12 protein-coding genes are annotated in these 16,971 nt (G+C 63.3%); 6 read left to right on the top strand and 6 right to left on the bottom strand.

All coding sequences use genetic code 11. The annotated features are described in order from the left end of the window. Nucleotides 1-20: 20 nt before the first annotated feature. Together pvdN and pvdM are read right to left on the bottom strand one after the other, a co-directional pair. Entirely contained in the window at nucleotides 21-1,301 is a 1,281-nt protein-coding gene (gene pvdN / locus EGM97_RS19080; RefSeq protein ID WP_238960860.1) for a pyoverdine-tailoring periplasmic protein PvdN, read from the bottom strand. Then, nucleotides 1,298-2,668, bottom strand: a complete 1,371-nt coding sequence (pvdM, locus tag EGM97_RS19075) for a pyoverdine-tailoring dipeptidase-like protein PvdM (RefSeq protein ID WP_238960859.1) — start codon at nucleotides 2,666-2,668, stop codon at nucleotides 1,298-1,300. The genes pvdN and pvdM overlap by 4 nt, the downstream gene beginning before the upstream one ends. Nucleotides 2,669-2,913: 245 nt before the next feature. On the opposite strand from pvdM, the gene pvdP reads away from it, so the two are divergent. Continuing rightward, the gene (gene pvdP, locus EGM97_RS19070) at nucleotides 2,914-4,530 is read left to right on the top strand and encodes a pyoverdine maturation tyrosinase PvdP (protein ID WP_238960858.1); all 1,617 of its coding nucleotides are present in this window, start codon (nucleotides 2,914-2,916) and stop codon (nucleotides 4,528-4,530) included. A gap of 102 nt (nucleotides 4,531-4,632) precedes the next feature. After that, nucleotides 4,633-4,938: a hypothetical protein gene (locus EGM97_RS19065; RefSeq protein ID WP_238960857.1), complete on the top strand. Its 306-nt coding sequence runs from the start codon at nucleotides 4,633-4,635 to the stop codon at nucleotides 4,936-4,938. Nucleotides 4,939-5,114: 176 nt separating this feature from the next. Here EGM97_RS19065 and EGM97_RS19060 read toward each other — a convergent pair whose 3' ends face one another. From EGM97_RS19060 to EGM97_RS19045, 4 genes are all read right to left on the bottom strand, one after another. Further along, the gene (locus EGM97_RS19060) at nucleotides 5,115-5,441 is read right to left on the bottom strand and encodes a DUF6124 family protein (RefSeq protein ID WP_238960856.1); all 327 of its coding nucleotides are present in this window, start codon (nucleotides 5,439-5,441) and stop codon (nucleotides 5,115-5,117) included. Nucleotides 5,442-5,883: 442 nt separating this feature from the next. Then, the gene (locus EGM97_RS19055) at nucleotides 5,884-7,278 is read right to left on the bottom strand and encodes an efflux transporter outer membrane subunit (protein ID WP_238960855.1); all 1,395 of its coding nucleotides are present in this window, start codon (nucleotides 7,276-7,278) and stop codon (nucleotides 5,884-5,886) included. Between the two features lie 10 nt (nucleotides 7,279-7,288). Further along, a complete protein-coding gene (locus EGM97_RS19050) occupies nucleotides 7,289-9,259 on the bottom strand; it encodes a MacB family efflux pump subunit (protein ID WP_238960854.1) in 1,971 nt (656 codons plus the stop codon). Next, on the bottom strand, nucleotides 9,260-10,411 hold the full coding sequence (locus tag EGM97_RS19045; RefSeq protein ID WP_238960853.1) for an efflux RND transporter periplasmic adaptor subunit: 1,152 nt from the start codon (nucleotides 10,409-10,411) through the stop codon (nucleotides 9,260-9,262). Nucleotides 10,412-10,795: 384 nt separating this feature from the next. Between EGM97_RS19045 and EGM97_RS19040 the strand changes: the two genes are divergently transcribed. From EGM97_RS19040 to EGM97_RS19025, 4 genes are all read left to right on the top strand, one after another. Beyond that, nucleotides 10,796-11,278 carry a sigma-70 family RNA polymerase sigma factor gene (locus EGM97_RS19040; RefSeq protein WP_275300489.1) on the top strand — a complete coding sequence of 161 codons (483 nt, stop codon included), beginning with the start codon at nucleotides 10,796-10,798 and terminating at the stop codon, nucleotides 11,276-11,278. Nucleotides 11,279-11,431: 153 nt separating this feature from the next. After that, entirely contained in the window at nucleotides 11,432-12,766 is a 1,335-nt protein-coding gene (locus EGM97_RS19035) for a lysine N(6)-hydroxylase/L-ornithine N(5)-oxygenase family protein (RefSeq protein ID WP_238960851.1), read from the top strand. A 331-nt stretch (nucleotides 12,767-13,097) separates the two neighbouring features. Then, nucleotides 13,098-16,322, top strand: coding sequence for an ATP-binding protein (locus EGM97_RS19030; protein WP_238960850.1), 3,225 nt, complete (start codon nucleotides 13,098-13,100; stop codon nucleotides 16,320-16,322). Between the two features lie 154 nt (nucleotides 16,323-16,476). Then, nucleotides 16,477-16,911 carry an ANTAR domain-containing protein gene (locus EGM97_RS19025; protein WP_238960849.1) on the top strand — a complete coding sequence of 145 codons (435 nt, stop codon included), beginning with the start codon at nucleotides 16,477-16,479 and terminating at the stop codon, nucleotides 16,909-16,911. The last annotated feature ends 60 nt before the right edge of the window (nucleotides 16,912-16,971 follow it).

Genomic DNA, 16,971 nt, shown 5'->3' with positions numbered 1-16,971 from the left:
TTAGATCAAAAAGGTTCGGTTCAGAGCGTCTTGCTCAGCAGCCTCATGAAGTGATCGATCTCGGCTTCGGTATTGAGCAGCCCAGGCGCGGTGCGGACCACTGGGCCGGCATCGCGATGCACCGCGTCGGCGATCACCCGGTTTTTCATCAGGTAGGCGGCGATCTCGTCGCTCTCGCGGCCCTTGACCCGGAAAAACGTGAAACCGGCGGACAGCTCCGGGCTCAGGGGCGTGACCAGTTCGATCTGCGGCTTCGCGAGCAGCTGCTTTTTCAGGTAAGTGTTGAGGGCATGGATGCGCGCCTGCACCTCGGCCTTGCCCAGTTGCAGGTGCAGCTTGAAGGCTTCGTCCGCGGCCCAGCGATGCTCGAAGGCGTGGAAGCCTCCTGGTGTCATGACGGTGGAAAACGCCGTGGCTTCGGAGAACGTTGGAATGATCGGTGTGACGTACCTGAGCTCTTCGCTGCGGCTGCACACCAGGCCCGTGCCCCGTGGGCCGAACATCCACTTGTGGGTGCCGGCGATGAAGAAATCGCAGTTCATCGTCGGGAAATCGAGGTTCTCGACGCCGAAGCCATGGACGCCGTCCACCACGTAGATGAGGCGTTGTGCGTCGCTGCGGCCTTGATTGTGCTTGTCGACCAGAGCGCCGATCTTGTCGATGGGCAGCTTGACGCCGCTGCCCGAGTGCACCCAGGTCATGCCCAGCACGCGAGTCTGCGGACGGATATTGCGGTCGATGGTCGCGAGGATTTCCGCCTCGCTGGCGTTGTGGGCGCTTTCGAACAGCTTGATCTTGCGCACCTGGGTGCCGTCCCGTTGATTGCGCAGGCCGAGGATGGTGTGGGTGGAATAGTGTTCGTGAGCGGTGGTGAGGATCTCCTGATCGGCGTTCACCTGAACGCCGCCGTAGATCATCGCCAGGCCCTCGGTGGTGCTGCCGGTGAGGGCGATCTGTTTCGGGCTCGCTTGCAGGTAGCGTCCGGCCCAGGTCCGCACGTTCTCCTCGCGTTCCTCGGTGACGCCCAGGTCCCAGTCCATCAACAGGCCGGGGTTCTTATCCAGGGCGGCGCGGTGTTTTTCGATGGCTTCGCGCACCGGGCGGGGGTGGGTGGTGACCAGGAAGTTGGAGAAGTGCAGGTAGTCCGGGTCCTGGTCGAACAAGGCGCGCAGTTGTGCCCATTTGTCCCGGGGCAACCGTGGCAGAGCATCGGCGCTGGCGGGCGCGGGAAGGCTGGCGACCAGTGGCAGGCCGGCGGCGAGAATCCCGGCCTGTTTCAGGAAAGTGCGGCGTTCATTCATGGCTGTACGGCCTTCTGGTTCGAGGCCACGGCTGGCCGGGCGGCTTTCTGCACCTGGTCCCAGACCCGCAGGAAATTGCCGCCCCACAGCTTGGCGATGTCGGCTTCGGAGTAGCCGCGGGTGAGCAGTTCGGCGGTGACGTTGCGGATGTCGCCCACGTCTTCCCAACCTTTCACGCCGCCGCCTTCGTTGAAGTCCGAGCTGATGCCGACGTGATCGATGCCGATCTTGCGCACGGCATAGTCGATGGCGTCTCCCAGGTCCTTGAGGCTGGCCTTGGGTTCTTCCTCCAGGATGCCGTAGAGCTGGGCAGCGTATTCGCCAAAGCGCTGTTCCGGCCACGCGGCAATGATCGGGTCGCCCGGCATCAACGCCATGGCGAGATTGGGCAATGGCGGCAGGTCGAAGCGCTCGCGCAGGGCGTTGAGTTTGTCCTGGGTCTTCTGCGTCAGCGGGCGCAGGTATTGGGAGAAGCCAACGATCTGCACCACACCGCCGCTGGCCTTGATCAACTGCATTTCCTTGTCGCTGAGGTTGCGCGGGATGTCCACCATCGCCCGTGGTGCCGAATGGGAAGCCACCAGCGGCGTGCGGCTCAGCTGTGCGACTTGCTCCAGGGCCTGGGTCGACATTTGCGACACGTCGATAATCACGCCCAGATCGTTCAATCGCGTCACCGCTTGCTTGCCGATGTCGGAGAGGCCGCCGAGGGCGTCGGGCGAATCGTTGAAGAAGGGCAGCGGTCGCGAAGAGTCGGCCCAGTCGTTGTTGCCGATATAGCTGAAGCCGAACATGCGCATGCCCCGCGCCGTCCACAGGTCCAGCAGGTTCAAGTCGTGGCCCAGGGGATAGGCATTGAGCATGCTGATGAAAATCGCGAACTTGCCTTCGCCGTGCAGGCGCCGGAATTCGTCCGGGGTGTAGGCGATGGCGACCTGGTTGGGAAAGTCGCGGACCATGCCGGTGATGATCTTGTAGCGCACCTCCTGTTGGTTGCGCGCTTCTTCGACGAAACCGGCAGTGGGCCTGTGGGGGGCGTTGGGGCCGTTCCACAGTTCCGGCCAGCCGAAGATGGTCAGGGCCGCGCCGGACAGGTGGCCGCGATTGGCTTTCACCAGGTCGAACTGACCCTTGCCGTCCTTATCGGCTTCGTTGCCGGCGGTGCCGAAATCCAGCGGCACGGTGATGTGGCTGTCGAAGGAGAGCAGGCGTTCGTGCAGCTCCCGGGCTTGCTTCATCACCTTGACCGGGTAGCCGGGGTTGTCCCGCCACCAGTGGTCCCAGGCCGCGAGGCCGCCACCGACCACCAGCGCCAGGGCCAGGGGCACACCGGTGAAAAGAGCCTTTTTCGAACGTCGTGTTGTCATTGCCGATCTCGATCTGGTTCGCCTTGGAAGGACAGGCGCGGGGCCTTTGCTATCTGGGGAGGACGAGTGGTTGGCGGGGAAATTTAGGTGGCCTGGAGGGCCCTTTCGCGAGCAAGCCCGCTCCCACATTGGAATGCGGTCCCCTGTGGGAGCGGGCTTGCTCGCGAAACGCTTTAAATTTGCCGGCCCACCCATCGTCCTAGCTTGGATAAAGCCCACCCCAGGGCCCGAACACAGGTAAGGCAATGACGATTTCTCGACGATGGTTCATGGCAGGCCTGGCGCTGACCGGTGCCGCCGTGCCTGCGGTTTATTACGGGCATCGCGAACTGACCCGGCCGGACCCCACCATCACCCCCGGCGAGGCTTCATTCGATGTGGCGGACGTGGCGGGCCAACGCCGCGCCGACAAGCTGCGCGGTATCTGGACGATCCGTTTCACCGGACGCGACGGCGGCGTCGATGGCCTGCCGAGCGACGGGCTGCAACTGTTTCTCGACATCGCCCATAAGGGCCGTGGCCTGGTGGGTTGCCTGGATACCGCTGAACGTCTGCGTACGGGCGCCGAGCCTCGTTACCGGGTGTTGGGCGACCTGGCCGGCGACGACTCCAGGCAGTTGAGTTGGCGACTCACCCGTGCCGAGCATGAAGCACCGGACTATGAATTCATCATGACTCTGGACGAGGTCTGGGCCGGTTTCGGCAATGCCGGTCGCGCCACGCTCAGTGGTCGCGTGTCGCGACTGGACCGGTCGGCGGCCCTGCCGGAACTCGACAACTCGTTCATCGCCCTCAAACAAGCGTTTCCCGAAGCCCGCGAACGCACGCCGTTGAGCCCCGCACTGCTGGCCTGGCTGGTATCGCCCGAACATCGGTTGTTCCACCAGCTCTGGCATGCCTCGCGGGACAAGTGGCACACCCTGGACGAAGACAAGCGCAACGCCCTGCGCGGCCTTGGCTGGCAGCCCGGACCGCGCGACCAGGAGCGTGACGCCCGTGGCCCACGCAAGGATCGCAACGGCTCAGGCATCGACTTTTTTTTCATGCACCGGCACATGCTGAGAACGGCCCGTTCGTACCAGCCGCTACCGTCCTGGCAGCGCTTTCCCTTGCCGCAGCCGGAGCTGGAGCGTGATCGCCTCGGTTTTGCCCGGTATTTCGATAACCTCGACGGTACGGCATTGCCGCCCACCTGGCTGGCCGCCGGTGACGAGCAATACGCCCAGTGGGTGAGCGACATCAAGACGGCCGAGACGTACCACAGCAATTTCCTGGTCTGGGAGTCGCGCTACCGTGATCCGCGTTACCTGTCGAAACTGACCCTGGGTCAGTTCGGTTCGGAGGTAGAGCTGGGTCTGCACGATTGGCTGCACATGCGCTGGGCCTCGGTGCCCCGGGATCCGTCCAACGGCCACCCGGTGCCGTTCGCCCGCGACCAGGCCGACTTCGCCCAGCGTTGGTTCGCAGCGGAAAACGACTTCCTCGGCGATCCGTTTTCCTCCCATGTGAACCCGGTGTTCTGGGCGTTCCACGGCTGGATCGACGACCGTATCGAAGACTGGTTCCGAGCCCACGAGCGTTTCCATCCAGGCGAAGTGAGCCGGCTTGAAGTCGACGGCGTACCCTGGTTCGCCCCCGGCCGTTGGGTGGAAATCGCCGACCCCTGGCTGGGGCCGGACACCCACGGGTGCAGCACCACGCCGGGGCTGCAGGTCGGACGCTCGGTGGAGAGGGACCCGGAAACCATGAAACTGGCCCTGCGCATCACCTTCGGCAATGACGATAAAAAGCTCTCGAAGCTGTTTCGCCGCGTGCCGCAACGTCCGTGGTATGCGCGCAATCTCAAGGCCAGGCCGGTGTAGTGCCTGGGCGAGGAGACCTGTTAGTTCTTACAGCAGACAGCCTTGTCCGCTCGGCATAGAGTGCTCGCACTGCCATCGGATCATCTGCAAAGGGGGCTTCGAATGGAGACCAGTAAAGGCATCCTGATCACCTTGACCGAGAAAACCGGCTCGACTTTCGGGGCGGTGGAGATCGACTTCGTGACCCGCATGACGGGGTTCGTCGATGACGACCCGGACACTGAGTTCATCGACTCGATTGTGTCCGCCTACAGCGTCCGGGTGACCCGGACAAACCCGCAAGGCCCCCTCGACAAGGTTTCGGTGCATGGCGACATGGACGGGGACAACGACGTGGACGCGGCCGATAGCCAAGCGCTGATCGACCTCGCCATCGCCGCAACCAGGGTGCCCGCGCCGGCAGGATAAACCCACGCCACAGGTCAGATACACCGCGCCCCCTGTGGGAGCGGGCTTGCTCGCGAAAACGTCGGCACATCTAACATCATCGGTTCAGATACACCGCCATCGCGGGCAAGCCCAGCTCCCACAGAATGTGGCTCTTTCATATGGGGGGCTTGGCTTGATAGAGACCTTGCCTAGGACTACGGCCGTTCAGCGATATCCAAGGCACGGTTCGCCAGCAATTCGCCCAACTCGACCATCTGCTGGATCCCCAGCGCAAAATGCCGCCGCGAACCTTCCAGTTCGAACGCCAATTCGCTGGCCATGACATTGACCGAGGCCAGGGTTTCACTGAGGTTGGCGAGCAGGCATTCCATGTCCGCGCCTTCTGCCACTGTGAACAATTGGCCCGGTAATGGATTGTTTTTTTCAGGTTTGGGGTCGAGGTAGAAGGCGAGGGCGCGGTCGGCGGCTTCGTTGAGTTTTTTCGAGTCGTCTTCGGGGGGATTGGGGGTGATCTTGAGCATGGTGTAACTCCTAGTATTCATTTAAGGAGCCGACACTATCGCTACCAAACGATTGGGTGGCGGCCGTACGCGGGTTGGTAGACCGGAGCACTAGGAACCCGGCGCGCCCGAAGACGCCCTGCGCACGGCCACCATGAAACAGACACCGAGAGAGCATCTGAAAAAGGTGGCGCTTGCGCCTAGTGAACTCGCGGGCTACCAAACCCGATCGCTGAAATCAGCGACCCGGAAACAGTAAAAGCCACGAGCCAGGCGCACAAGCCGGCGGATTCTGGCGCAGTTGTAGGCAATGGCGCAAGGCGATGTAGCCTGGCTCGGGAGTCCTACAGGGTCGGATAAACAAAGCCAAAGCCGAACACAATCGGTGGCAGGAAGAGTTACCCGTGGCGAGGGGATAAATCCCCTCGCCACAACTGTCATCGGCTTGAAATATGTTCGAGGCCTACATCACCCGCCAACCCCCACCCAACGCCTTGTACAACGCCACGCTCGCCTGCACCCGCGCCAAACGTAATTGCACGTTCGTGTCCTGAGCCGCGTAGAGCGTACGTTGGGTTTCCAGTACGGTGAGCAGGTCTTCGGCGCCGGCCTGGTAGCGGCTTTGTGCGATCTCGAAAGCGTTTTGGGCTTGCTGCAGTTCTTCGGTTTGCCACTGCCGTTGCTGGTCGAGTCCGTGCACAGTGTTCAGGGCTTTTTCAACGTCGGCGAAGCCGTTGACGATGGCGGCTCGGTAGAGCGCCAGCAGTTCTTCCTGGCGGGCGCTGGCCTTGTCCCGTTCGGCCTTGAGGCGGCCGTTGTTGAAGATGGGCGCGACCACGCCGGCGCTGAGGTTGTAGACGTTGTTGCGCAGCAGTTGGTCGGCGATGTCGGCACCGGTGGCGAGGCCCAGGCCCAGGGTCACGGACGGCAGCATGGCGGCGCGGGTGACGATGATGTCGGCCTGGGCCGCCGCAAGGCGCGCTTCGGCGGCAGCGATGTCCGGGCGGCGGCGCAGCAGGTCGCTGGGCACACCGGCGTCGATGGACGGCCAGCGCAAGTGGTCGAAGGGTTCATCGTCGAGCCTGACCGCTTGCACCGGTTGCCCCAGCAGCGTCGCCAGGGTGATCAGCGCCTCTTGAGCCTGCTGTTGCACTTGCGGCAACCGGCGTTGTTGGGCTGCCACCAGGCTTTTTTGCTGGGACAGTTCCAGGGCCGTGGCGCTGCCGGCGTCGTAGCGGGTCTGCACCAGATCGAGCACATGCCGGGCGTTGGCGAGGTTCAGCTCGGCGATGCGTTGCTGCTCGCGCAAGGACAGCGCCTGGGTGTAACTGTTGGCGACGCCGCTGAGCAGGGTCAGCTCCACGGTCGCGCGGTCGAACCGGCTGGCCGACAGAGTACTCGTCGCACTGTCCCGGGCCGCTCGTTTGCCGCCCCAGAAATCCAGCTCGTAGCTGGCGCTGAGGTGGGCATCGTAGTAATCGATGGTGCGGTTGTTCCGATCCACATCCAATTGGCTGTAACCCTTGCCGCGAAGCAGTTCCTGGCGGTTGCCATTGAGCCCGGCCGTGATCTCGGGCAGCAGCGGGGCGCCGGCGATCACTGCGCTGGCCTGCGCCTGGCGAACCCTGGCCGTGGCAGCCGCCAGGTCGTGGCTGTCCAGGCGTGCCTGTTCGATCAGCCGGTTCAATTGCGGGCTGCCGAAGTGCGTCCACCAGCGTGAGTTGTCAGCCTGGGCGCCGGACATGTCGGGGTTCTGCCAGGCCAGTGGCGGCTGGATGCCGCTTTCCGGCGTCGGCATCGAAGTGCCGCAGGCCGCCAACAACAGGCCGGCCGCCAAAAGGGTCAGGTGCGCTTTCATAGGTTGGGATTCATTCGCTTGTGAGGGCCGCGACCGGGTCGAGGCGGGCGGCCTTGCGGGCTGGCATGAAGCCAAAGACGACGCCGGTCACCAGCGCGCAGCCAAACGCGCCGAACACCGCCAGCCATTCGAAGGCCACGGCGATCCGGCCCAGCAACAACGCGCCGCCCACCAGCAGGGCCAGGCCGATGCCCGCCAGCCCGCCGACCACCGAGAGCATCACCGCCTCGGTGAGGAACTGGCGCAGGATGTCGCGCTGGCGGGCGCCGGTCGCCATGCGGATGCCGATCTCCCGGGTCCGTTCGCGCACGGTCATGAGCATGATGTTCATCACACCGATACCGCCCACCAGCAGCGAAATCGCGGCAATTGCGCCGAGCATCAGCGACAGGGTGCCCTGGGTCCGGGCTTCGGCCTGGATCATCGCGGCGTTGTTGGTCAGCTCGAAGTCCCGCTTGCCGTCGTGCAGGCGCAGCAGGGTCCGGGAGATGGCCTGTTCGGCCTCCTTGACCTTGGTCGCATCCCGGGCGGCGATCACCACGTATTCGGGGTGACGGGTGCCGAACAGCCTGACGCTGGCGGCGGAGTAGGGCACGGCGATGCGGTTGTCGGCGTCGGAGTCGCCGGAGCTGGCGCCTTTTTCCGCCAATACGCCGACCACCTGGAATGGCATGTTCTCGATCAGGATGTAGCGGCCAATGGGGTTGGCGACGTCCTTGAGCAGCTTCTGCCGGACCTTGTAGCCGATCACCGCCACCGCTGCCGCACCTCGTTCGTCGGCGTCGGTGAAGTAGCTGCCCTCGGTCACCGGCCAGTTGAAGATGGTCGGGAAGTTCGTGTCGTTGCCACCCACGTAACTGGTGTGGTCGAGGTTGCCGAAACGTACGCTGGCCTTGGCGCCGTTGACGGGCATGATGCGTTGCACCTCGGGCAGGGCGGCGAGGGCGGCCAGGTCATGTTCGCTGATGATGCCTTTGGCGGCACGCGGGCTGGGCGCGGCACCGTTGAGGTAGATGATGTTGGAGCCGAAGGCGCCCATCTGCGCCATGACCTGGCGCTTGCTGCCTTCGCCCACCGCCAGCATCACCACCACCGAGGCCACGCCGATGATGATGCCCAGGAGTGTCAGGGTGGTGCGGAATCGGTTGATCCACATCACCCGCCACGCCGCCTGCACCGCGTCGAGCAGTTCGCCCTTCCAGGCGCCGTTGTGTTCGCTGCCGGCACTCAGGCGTTGCCGCAGGTCCACCGCTTGCAGCGCATTCGGGTTGGCCCGCGGCGGTGTCGGATCGGCGTGGGCGCTGTCGTTGATGATCAGCCCATCGCGGACTTCGATGATGCGTTTGGCCCGGGCCGCCACGTCACGGTCGTGGGTGATCAGGATCACCACATGGCCCTGGCTTGCCAGCTCGTCGAGCAAGGCCATGACCTCGATGCCGCTCTGGCTGTCGAGGGCGCCGGTGGGTTCGTCGGCGAGAATGATATGGCCGCCGTTCATCAACGCCCGGGCAATCGACACCCGTTGCTGCTGTCCGCCGGACAACTGGTGCGGGCGGTTGCCGGTGCGGCTGGCCAGTCCCAGGCGTTCGAGCAGGGCGCTGGCCCGGGCGTGGCGCTCGGCGGCCGAGGTGCCGGCATAGATCGCCGGCATTTCGACGTTTTCCTGGGCGGTGCCGGACGGAATCAGGTGATACCCCTGGAACACGAAGCCAAACGCTTCGCGTCGCAGCCAGGCCAGTTCGTCGCTGCCCAGATGGGCGACATCTTCGCCGGCAAAGCGGTACTCGCCACTGGTCGGGCGGTCGAGGCAGCCGAGGATGTTCATCAGCGTGGATTTGCCGGAGCCGGACGCCCCGACGATCGCCAGGAACTCCCCGGCATGGATGGACAGATCGATGCCCCGCAGCACCTCCACCCGGGGGCTGTCGCCACCACCGTAGGCCTTGCGAATGTCCCGCAGTTCGATCAGCGGTGTGTTCATTCAGCCTCCGTTGCCAGAGGCCGGGTCGATCAGCACCCGGTCACCCTCGTTCAAGCCGTCGACAATCTGGGTGCGCAAGCGATCACTGACGCCGGTACGAACGGTGCGTGCCTGGACATCGCCGTTATCGGCCAGCACCCGCACCTGACCGGTGTTGTCCTGCAGGGCCGCGGTGGGTACGGTCAATACATCGTGAGCCTGGGCGGCGACAAAGAACACCTGTGCGGTCATGTCGGTCATCAAGGCACGGTCGGCGTTGTCCACGTCCAGCAACACGGTATAAAGCACCACCCGTTCGGTACCGCTGCGTCCTGCCGTGGGACTGCCGCCCTGGCTGGCTTCAAGCGGACGCGGCGGCACCGGCAGAATCTGGCGCACGGTGCTGCTCCAGCGCCGGGTGCCGCCGGCCAGGGTAGTGAAGTAAGCGGTCATGCCCGGCTTGACGTGGCCGATGTCGGCTTCCGAGACCTCGGCCCACACCGTCATCGGCGACAGCCGGGCGATGCGCAGGATCAGGGGCGTTTGCTGCTGGGCATTGAGGGTCTGGCCTTCCCGGGCGCCGACGGCGACCACGGTGCCGGCCATGGGCGCATAGATGCGGGTGTAACCCAGCTCGGCCTCGTCACTGCGCAGGCTGGCCTGGGCCTCGCGGATCCGCGCCTGGAACATGTCGATGCGCGCCTGGGTCGCCCGCACTTCGGCCTGGGCGGTCTGTACGTCCTCCTCGCGGGTGGCACCGCCGGCCTTGAGTTGCTGCTGGCGGCGGAATTTCTGCTGCGCCAGGTCGTGCTGGGCACGCTGTTCCTGAAGCTGCGCCTTGAGGTTTTCGATGGAGAACCGTCCGGCATCCAATTTGGCTTTCTGCGTGGACGGGTCGATTTCCACCAGCAACTGGCCTTCGCGAACCTCGTCTCCGGCTTCCACGTGGATCTTCTGGATCTGCCCGGAGGCCTGGGCGCCCACATCCACGTATCGTCGCGGCTGCAACGTGCCCAGGGCGGTCACGCTGTTTTCGATGTCGCCACGGCTGACGGTGGCGGTGGCCAGGGGGGCGCGGCTGGGTACCGCCGCCTGCCAGGCGGCGAAAGCCACGGCCGGGAGCACGGCAAAAGTAAAAAGCCAGGCGCGTCGGGTAGGGCGGGGACGTTTCATGCAGGGTTCCGACCGGTGAAAACGGGCCCGTTCCGAGAGACTTCGGGACGGGCGGCTGTTTTGGTAAACGAGCGCTTTGGCCGGGAATTTACTGGCTGAAAAACTTGGTAGCAGGTTGGAGGGAAAACAACTTAATCGCCGAGCCATGGGATGTGGTGGTGAGGGGATAAATCCCCTAGCCACAGACAAATCCCCTCTCTCCACAAGAGCCATGCTCTGCCACCGCCGGGGGGGACGAATCAGCCTGGATACAAACGAATGCTTTAAATCTATATGAGAATTACTATAAATTACGTGATTGAATCTGCCACCATCGTGCTACTGCCTTGCGGGGCAAGCCGGGTGGCACAGGGATAGCTGTCGCAGCCATTGCGCACGGGAGTCATGTTGGAAAACTACTATCGCGAGCTGGTGTGTTTCCTGAACGCCAGGCTAGGCAACCGCCAGGCGGCCGAGGATGTGGTGCATGACGCCTATGTGCGGGTGCTGGAGCGCGCCAGCGACACGCCCATCGAACAGCCTCGGGCATTCCTGTATCGCACCGCGCTGAACCTGGTGATCGACGGGCATCGACGCAATACCCTGCGCCAGGTCGAATCCCTGGATGTTCTGGACAACGAAGAGCGCTTCTTCACGCCCTCGCCCCATACCAGCCTCGACCACGGTCAGCGCCTGGAGATGCTGCAACGTGCCCTGGCCGAGCTGCCGCCGCTGTGCCGGGACAGTTTTCTGCTGCGCAAGCTCGAAGGCCTGTCTCATCCGCAGATCGCCGAGCGCCTGGGCATTTCCCGGGCGTTGGTGGAAAAGCACATCGTCAATGCCATGAAACATTGCCGTATTCGCGTCCGGCAATGGGACCAGGGCTGAACATCGCAGTGCGTTAAATTTTCTTTCATCGTCCTCGTTACCACTCAACAGCAACTACTGACGACTTGCCGGCCCGGTTGCATGGCCACCGCCGGCCGGTTTTTACGGTTTTTCGCGCCCTGTTGAGGGGCTTCTCTCCAGAGGACACTGGACATGACACAGGCAACTGCAACGCCCCACGTTCACGATTTGATCGGCATCGGCTTCGGCCCCTCGAACCTGGCGTTGGCCATCGCGCTGCAGGAACGCGGCCTGGTCCAGGGCGAGCTGGATGTGCTGTTCCTCGACAAGCAGGCCGATTACCGCTGGCACGGCAACACCCTGGTGAACCAGAGCGAGTTGCAGATTTCCTTCCTCAAGGACCTGGTGACCCTGCGCAACCCCACCAGCCCCTATTCGTTCGTCAATTACCTCAAGCACCACGGCCGCCTGGTGGACTTCATCAACCTGGGCACCTTCTACCCGTGCCGCATGGAGTTCAATGATTACCTGCGCTGGGTCGCCGCACAGTTCGCCGGGCAGAGCCGTTATGGCGAGGAAGTGCTGCGTATCGAACCGGTGCTGCACAACCAGCAGGTCGAAGCCCTGCGAGTGATTTCCCGCGATCGCCAGGGCGAAGAGCGCGCGCGCACCACCCGTTCGGTGGTGGTGAGTGCCGGTGGTACACCGCGTATTCCGGAGGCATTCAAGGCGTTCAAGGATGACCACCGGGTATTCCATCACTCCCAGTACCTGGAACGCATGGCGACTCAGCCCTGTGTGAAGGGCCAGCCCATGAACATCGCCATCATCGGCGGTGGGCAGAGCGCGGCGGAAGCCTTTATCGACCTGAACGACAGTTACCCTTCGGCGCAGGTCGACATGATTCTGCGCGGCTCGGCCCTCAAGCCGGCCGACGACAGCCCGTTCGTCAACGAGGTGTTCTCGCCACAATTCACCGACCTGGTGTTCCAACAACCCCACAGCGAGCGCGAACGCCTGATCAACGAGTACCACAACACCAATTATTCGGTGGTGGATATCGACTTGATCGAACGCATCTACGGGATTTTCTACCGCCAGAAAGTGTCCGGCATCGCCCGCCATGCGTTCCGCACCCTGACCACGGTGGAGAAAGCCACGGCCACCGACGCCGGCGTGGAATTGGCGGTGCGCAACAATGCCACCGGTGAAGTCAGTGTGTGCCGTTACGACGCGGTAGTGCTGGCCACCGGTTACGAGCGCCAGACGCATCGCACATTGTTGGCGCCACTGGCGCAATACCTCGATGACTTCGAGGTGGACCGTCACTACAAGCTGATCACCGATGAGCGCTGCAAGGCCGCCATCTACATGCAGGGCTTCTGCCAGGCCAGCCACGGCCTGAGCGATACCTTGCTGTCGGTCCTGCCGGTACGCGCCGATGAAATCGCCGGCTCGCTGTATGAACATGGCAAGCATCTCGACCAGTGGCGCTCGGTGCGTGAACAACGGCTGGCCGCGGTGTAGCGACGTGCGGAACGTGTCAGTCAACACAATCCTTGTGGGAGCGGGCTTGCTCGCGAATACGGTGGGTCAGTTGCTATCTATGTTGACTGGTCTGACGCCTTCGCGAGCAAGCCCGCTCCCACAGGTTCCATATCAGGTCTTTCGCTAGGGCTGGCATCAGGCAAGCAAATCTTCAGAAATTTCCTACACTCATCCCACGCCTGCCCCGCATTTGGCAGGCGTGTTGACGGTTCGCTGTTCCCTCGCATTGTCAGTCTGAACCTATCAGCCGGTCGCCCTGGCCTGGAGCCGGTGGTGTGCCGGGTCGATTTCGCCATGCGAACAGATTCAGATGATGCTGCTTCTACGCACGGGCCTGGTGGTGCTGTTGCTGGGCTCATTGAATGTGACGCCACAGGCTGGCGCGGCTCCCGAAGGGTTGCAGGTGCTCGGGCGCTCCCATGTGGACGGTTATTCGGTGGCCCTGGACGCGGCCGACCAGGCCTGGTTGCGGCAGAAAGGGGCGTTGCGCTTGGGTGCCTCGGCACCGGATTACGCGCCGTTCAGCATGACCGGCAATGGCAGTGATTATGAGGGACTGACCGCTGACTACGCGCAGTTGCTCGGTCAATTGCTACAGGTACAGGTGCAGGTGCTGCGCTACCCGTCCCGTGCCGAATCGCTGCAGGCCCTGCGCGATGGTGAAATCGACTTGCTCGGCACGGCCAACGATTTCGAGGCCGACGATCCGGCGTTGGCGATGTCACGGGCCTATGCCGATGACCTGCCCACGCTGGTGGCCCGCATCGACGACAGCCAGGACTTGCCCCCGGACCTGGCGGGCAAGCGGCTGGCAATGCTCTATCACTACTTGCCGCCGGACCGGGTCAAGGCGTTCTACCCAGAGGCGACGTTACAGTTGTACCCCTCGACCCTGAGTGCCATCGGCGCCGTGGCGTTCGGCCAGGCCGATGTCTACCTGGGGGATTCCATCAGTTCCAATTACCTGATCAGCAAGAACTACCTGAACAATGTGCAGTTGGCGGATTTCTCGCCCATGCAAGTGCAGCCGTTCGCCTTTGCGCTCAGGCGCGACAATGCGCGTCTGTTGCGGATCGTCGACGCGGCGCTGCAAGCCATTCCCACCGGTGAAAACATGATCATCCTGCGTCGCTGGAGCGCCGGTGGCGCGAGCATGCCGGGCCAGCAGGCGCTGCATTTCAGCGTCGATGAACAGCGTTGGTTGGCGGCCCATCCGCGGGTCAGGGTCGTGATCGACGAGAATTTCCTGCCGCTGACATTCAGCGACGAACAAGGTCATTTCCGGGGTATCAGCGCCGATGTGCTGGCCCGGATCAGTTTACGCACGGGCCTTAAGTTCGATATCCAGCGGGGCAAATCGGTGTACGACCTGATCGAGCAGGTCAAGAACGGCCAGGCCGATGTGCTGGCGGCGATCACCGTCAGCGTCGGCTCCGAGGATGAGGGTGCGCTGCGGTTCACCCGACCGTACCTGACCAACCCCTTCGTGCTGGTTACATCCCCTAAGGCCAAAGCTCCGTTGACACTGGACCAGATGGACGGCAAGCGATTGGCGCTGGTGCGCGGCAACGTCTTGCACGACTATCTGCGACAGACATTTCCACGGGTACAGTTGGTGCTCGCTGAAAACGTACCCGAGGCCATGGCGATGGTCGCCGCCGGCACGGTGGAGGGCGCGGTCAATTCGCTGATCAGCGCCCGCTACATGATCTCCCGCCAATACCGCGACCGATTGCAGATCACCAGCACCGTGGGCACGCTGCCGGCGCGCATCGCCCTGGCGACCCACCGGGATGCACCGCAGCTGCATTCAATACTCGACAAGGCGCTGCTGGGCATCTCCCCCGAAGAAATGGACGAGCTGACCAACCGCTGGCGCAGCGAAGTGGTGATTGACGACAGCTACTGGCTGCGCAACCGCACGGTCATCATCCAGGGGTTCGCCCTCGCCGCGCTGTTGTTGCTGCTGGCCCTGGGGTGGGTCGTTTACCTGCGCCGGCTGCTGGAACAGTTACGTGTGGCCAAGGAACGCGCCGACGACGCCAATCGAGCCAAGACCACTTTCGTGGCCACCATGAGCCATGAAATCCGCACGCCGATGAATGCGGTGATCGGCATGTTGGAACTGGCATTGAAAAAAGCCGAAGAGGGGGTCGTGGACCGGGTCGCCATCGAGGTCGCTTCCGGGGCGGCCCGGGGGTTGCTGGACCTGATTGGTGACATTCTCGACATCGCCCGCATCGAGTCGGGGCGACTGTCCCTGGCGCCGGAGCGCGCCAACCTGGGGCAATTGATCGAGTCAGTAGTACGGATGTTCGACGGACTGGCGCGGCAGAAACACGTGCACCTGTCCCTGGACCTGGATGAAGCGGTAAGCCGCGACGTGCTGATCGATCCGTTGCGCTTCAAGCAGATCGTGTCGAACCTGCTGGGCAATGCCATCAAGTTCACCGATCGAGGCCAGGTGCGTTTGAGCGCCCGCACCGAGCCGGGCGGTGACGAGGAACACCTGGGCGTCTGCCTGCGCGTCGAAGACACCGGTTGCGGCATCTCGTTGCCGGACCAACGCAAGCTGTTCCGTCCCTTCAGCCAGGCCACCGACAACCCTCAGTCGGCCCGCAGTGGTTCAGGGCTTGGGCTGGTGATCAGCCGTACCCTGAGCGAGATGATGGGCGGTACTCTGACGTTGCAGAGTGCGCCGGGGGAAGGCACGCAGGTCGAGGTCCGACTGAACCTGCCTTTGCTCGGCACCGAGGAGCAAGCGCCGCGGCCTGAATCCGCGATGGCGATGCCGGTCCGGGCGCTGGATATCCTGGTGGTGGACGACCACCCGGCCAACCGCTTGCTGCTGGCACGGCAGTTGAATTATCTGGGGCACCGGGTCCAGTCGGCTGAAGACGGCTTACAAGGGTTGCGTCTCTGGCGCGCCGGACACTTCGATGCGGTCATTACGGACTGCAACATGCCGCTGGTGAGTGGCTACGAGTTGGCTCGCGCCATTCGCGGCGATGAGCGGACCCGAGGTGTTTCGCCAGTGGTGATCCTGGGCTTCACGGCCAACGCTCAGCGTGAGGAAAAGGACCGTTGCATCGAAGCCGGGATGGATGACTGTTTGTTCAAACCTATCGGCCTCAGGCACCTGAAGGTGCGCCTGGAGGAGAGTGTCGTCTCACGATTTGACGAAATGGCGACCACTGATGGTGTGGGTTTTTCCAGCCTCGAAGCGTTGATCGGAGACGACACCGCTGCGATGACGGAATTGTTGCAGGCACTGGCCGACAGCAATACCGAAGACAGGGCGCGGCTGTTGCAGTTGTTTATCCGTCGTGATGTGTCAGGGCTGGCAGACCTGGCGCATCGGATCAAGGGCAGCGCCAGGATCATCGGGGCGCAGAGTCTGATCGTTGCCTGTGAAGCGTTGGAAAACGCCTGCCGAGGCGCCGATGCCACGGAACTCGCCAGTGCGGTGGATGGCTTGCAGCAAGCCATGGACCGACTGGCGGAGCGGCTGCAAACGGGTGGGGCGCAGGGATGAAATTCCAACGCCGCACGTCCGGGGTGGCTTTTTCCGTCTCAATTTAGGATTCGTCCTACAGCGCCCCTCAAAAGCTTTCTCTAGCCTGACGGCCACTTAACGTTCACGACACGCGCCGGCTCGACCCCTCGCGTCGTCATTGGGATGGCCCGTCATGCCGAATAAAGCATTGCGCATCATGATTGCCGATACACAACATGCTCATCGAATGAGGCTCGAGTTCCTGTTCAATCAGCTGGGCTACTTCCGCATTGTTCCCGTGAGTGACGTGCAGGAGTTGATGACGCTGGTGGAGTACGCCAGCGAGCCGTTCGACCTGCTGGTCGTCGACGCCTGCCTGGGGGAAGGGGCGCTGGACCTGCCGGGTTTCTTCCTCGAACACCCTCAAGTTCGCCACGGAATGATCTACAACGCCCGGCAGGCCGGACCCATGCCAGTGCCGGGCGTGCGTCGGGCCAGTGTGCACCTGCATCCTGCCCCGTTGCCTGACCTTGTTTCGCTGGCGAACCTGATGGCCCGGGTCGACCCTCAGGACAATGTGTCGGCCGCGCCATGGGGCAGAGCCATCAGGCAGGGCTTCAGGGGCTGATTTGACCTTCGGTCGGGACTGTCAGAGCTGACAGGTGGCCCGGCCTTTCGCCTGTGTAAG

It is taken from the genome of Pseudomonas sp. AF32 (genome assembly GCF_022342325.2).
Classification (GTDB): domain Bacteria; phylum Pseudomonadota; class Gammaproteobacteria; order Pseudomonadales; family Pseudomonadaceae; genus Aquipseudomonas; species Aquipseudomonas uvaldensis.
Note: the sequence above shows the minus strand (reverse complement) of the source record. Positions and strands in the feature narration are given on the sequence as shown.

Bases quoted from the DNA above. Each gene is read 5' to 3' on its own strand.
- pvdM (WP_238960859.1), bottom strand. From the start codon at position 2,668: ATGACAACACGACGTTCGAAAAAGGCTCTTTTCACCGGTGTGCCCCTG.
- EGM97_RS19035 (WP_238960851.1), top strand. From the start codon at position 11,432: ATGACACAGGCAACTGCAACGCCCCACGTTCACGATTTGATCGGCATC.
- pvdN (WP_238960860.1), bottom strand. From the start codon at position 1,301: ATGAATGAACGCCGCACTTTCCTGAAACAGGCCGGGATTCTCGCCGCC.
- EGM97_RS19030 (WP_238960850.1), top strand. From the start codon at position 13,098: ATGATGCTGCTTCTACGCACGGGCCTGGTGGTGCTGTTGCTGGGCTCA.
- EGM97_RS19065 (WP_238960857.1), top strand. From the start codon at position 4,633: ATGGAGACCAGTAAAGGCATCCTGATCACCTTGACCGAGAAAACCGGC.
- EGM97_RS19040 (WP_275300489.1), top strand. From the start codon at position 10,796: ATGTTGGAAAACTACTATCGCGAGCTGGTGTGTTTCCTGAACGCCAGG.
- EGM97_RS19045 (WP_238960853.1), bottom strand. From the start codon at position 10,411: ATGAAACGTCCCCGCCCTACCCGACGCGCCTGGCTTTTTACTTTTGCC.
- EGM97_RS19050 (WP_238960854.1), bottom strand. From the start codon at position 9,259: ATGAACACACCGCTGATCGAACTGCGGGACATTCGCAAGGCCTACGGT.
- pvdP (WP_238960858.1), top strand. From the start codon at position 2,914: ATGACGATTTCTCGACGATGGTTCATGGCAGGCCTGGCGCTGACCGGT.
- EGM97_RS19055 (WP_238960855.1), bottom strand. From the start codon at position 7,278: ATGAAAGCGCACCTGACCCTTTTGGCGGCCGGCCTGTTGTTGGCGGCC.
- EGM97_RS19060 (WP_238960856.1), bottom strand. From the start codon at position 5,441: ATGCTCAAGATCACCCCCAATCCCCCCGAAGACGACTCGAAAAAACTC.
- EGM97_RS19025 (WP_238960849.1), top strand. From the start codon at position 16,477: ATGCCGAATAAAGCATTGCGCATCATGATTGCCGATACACAACATGCT.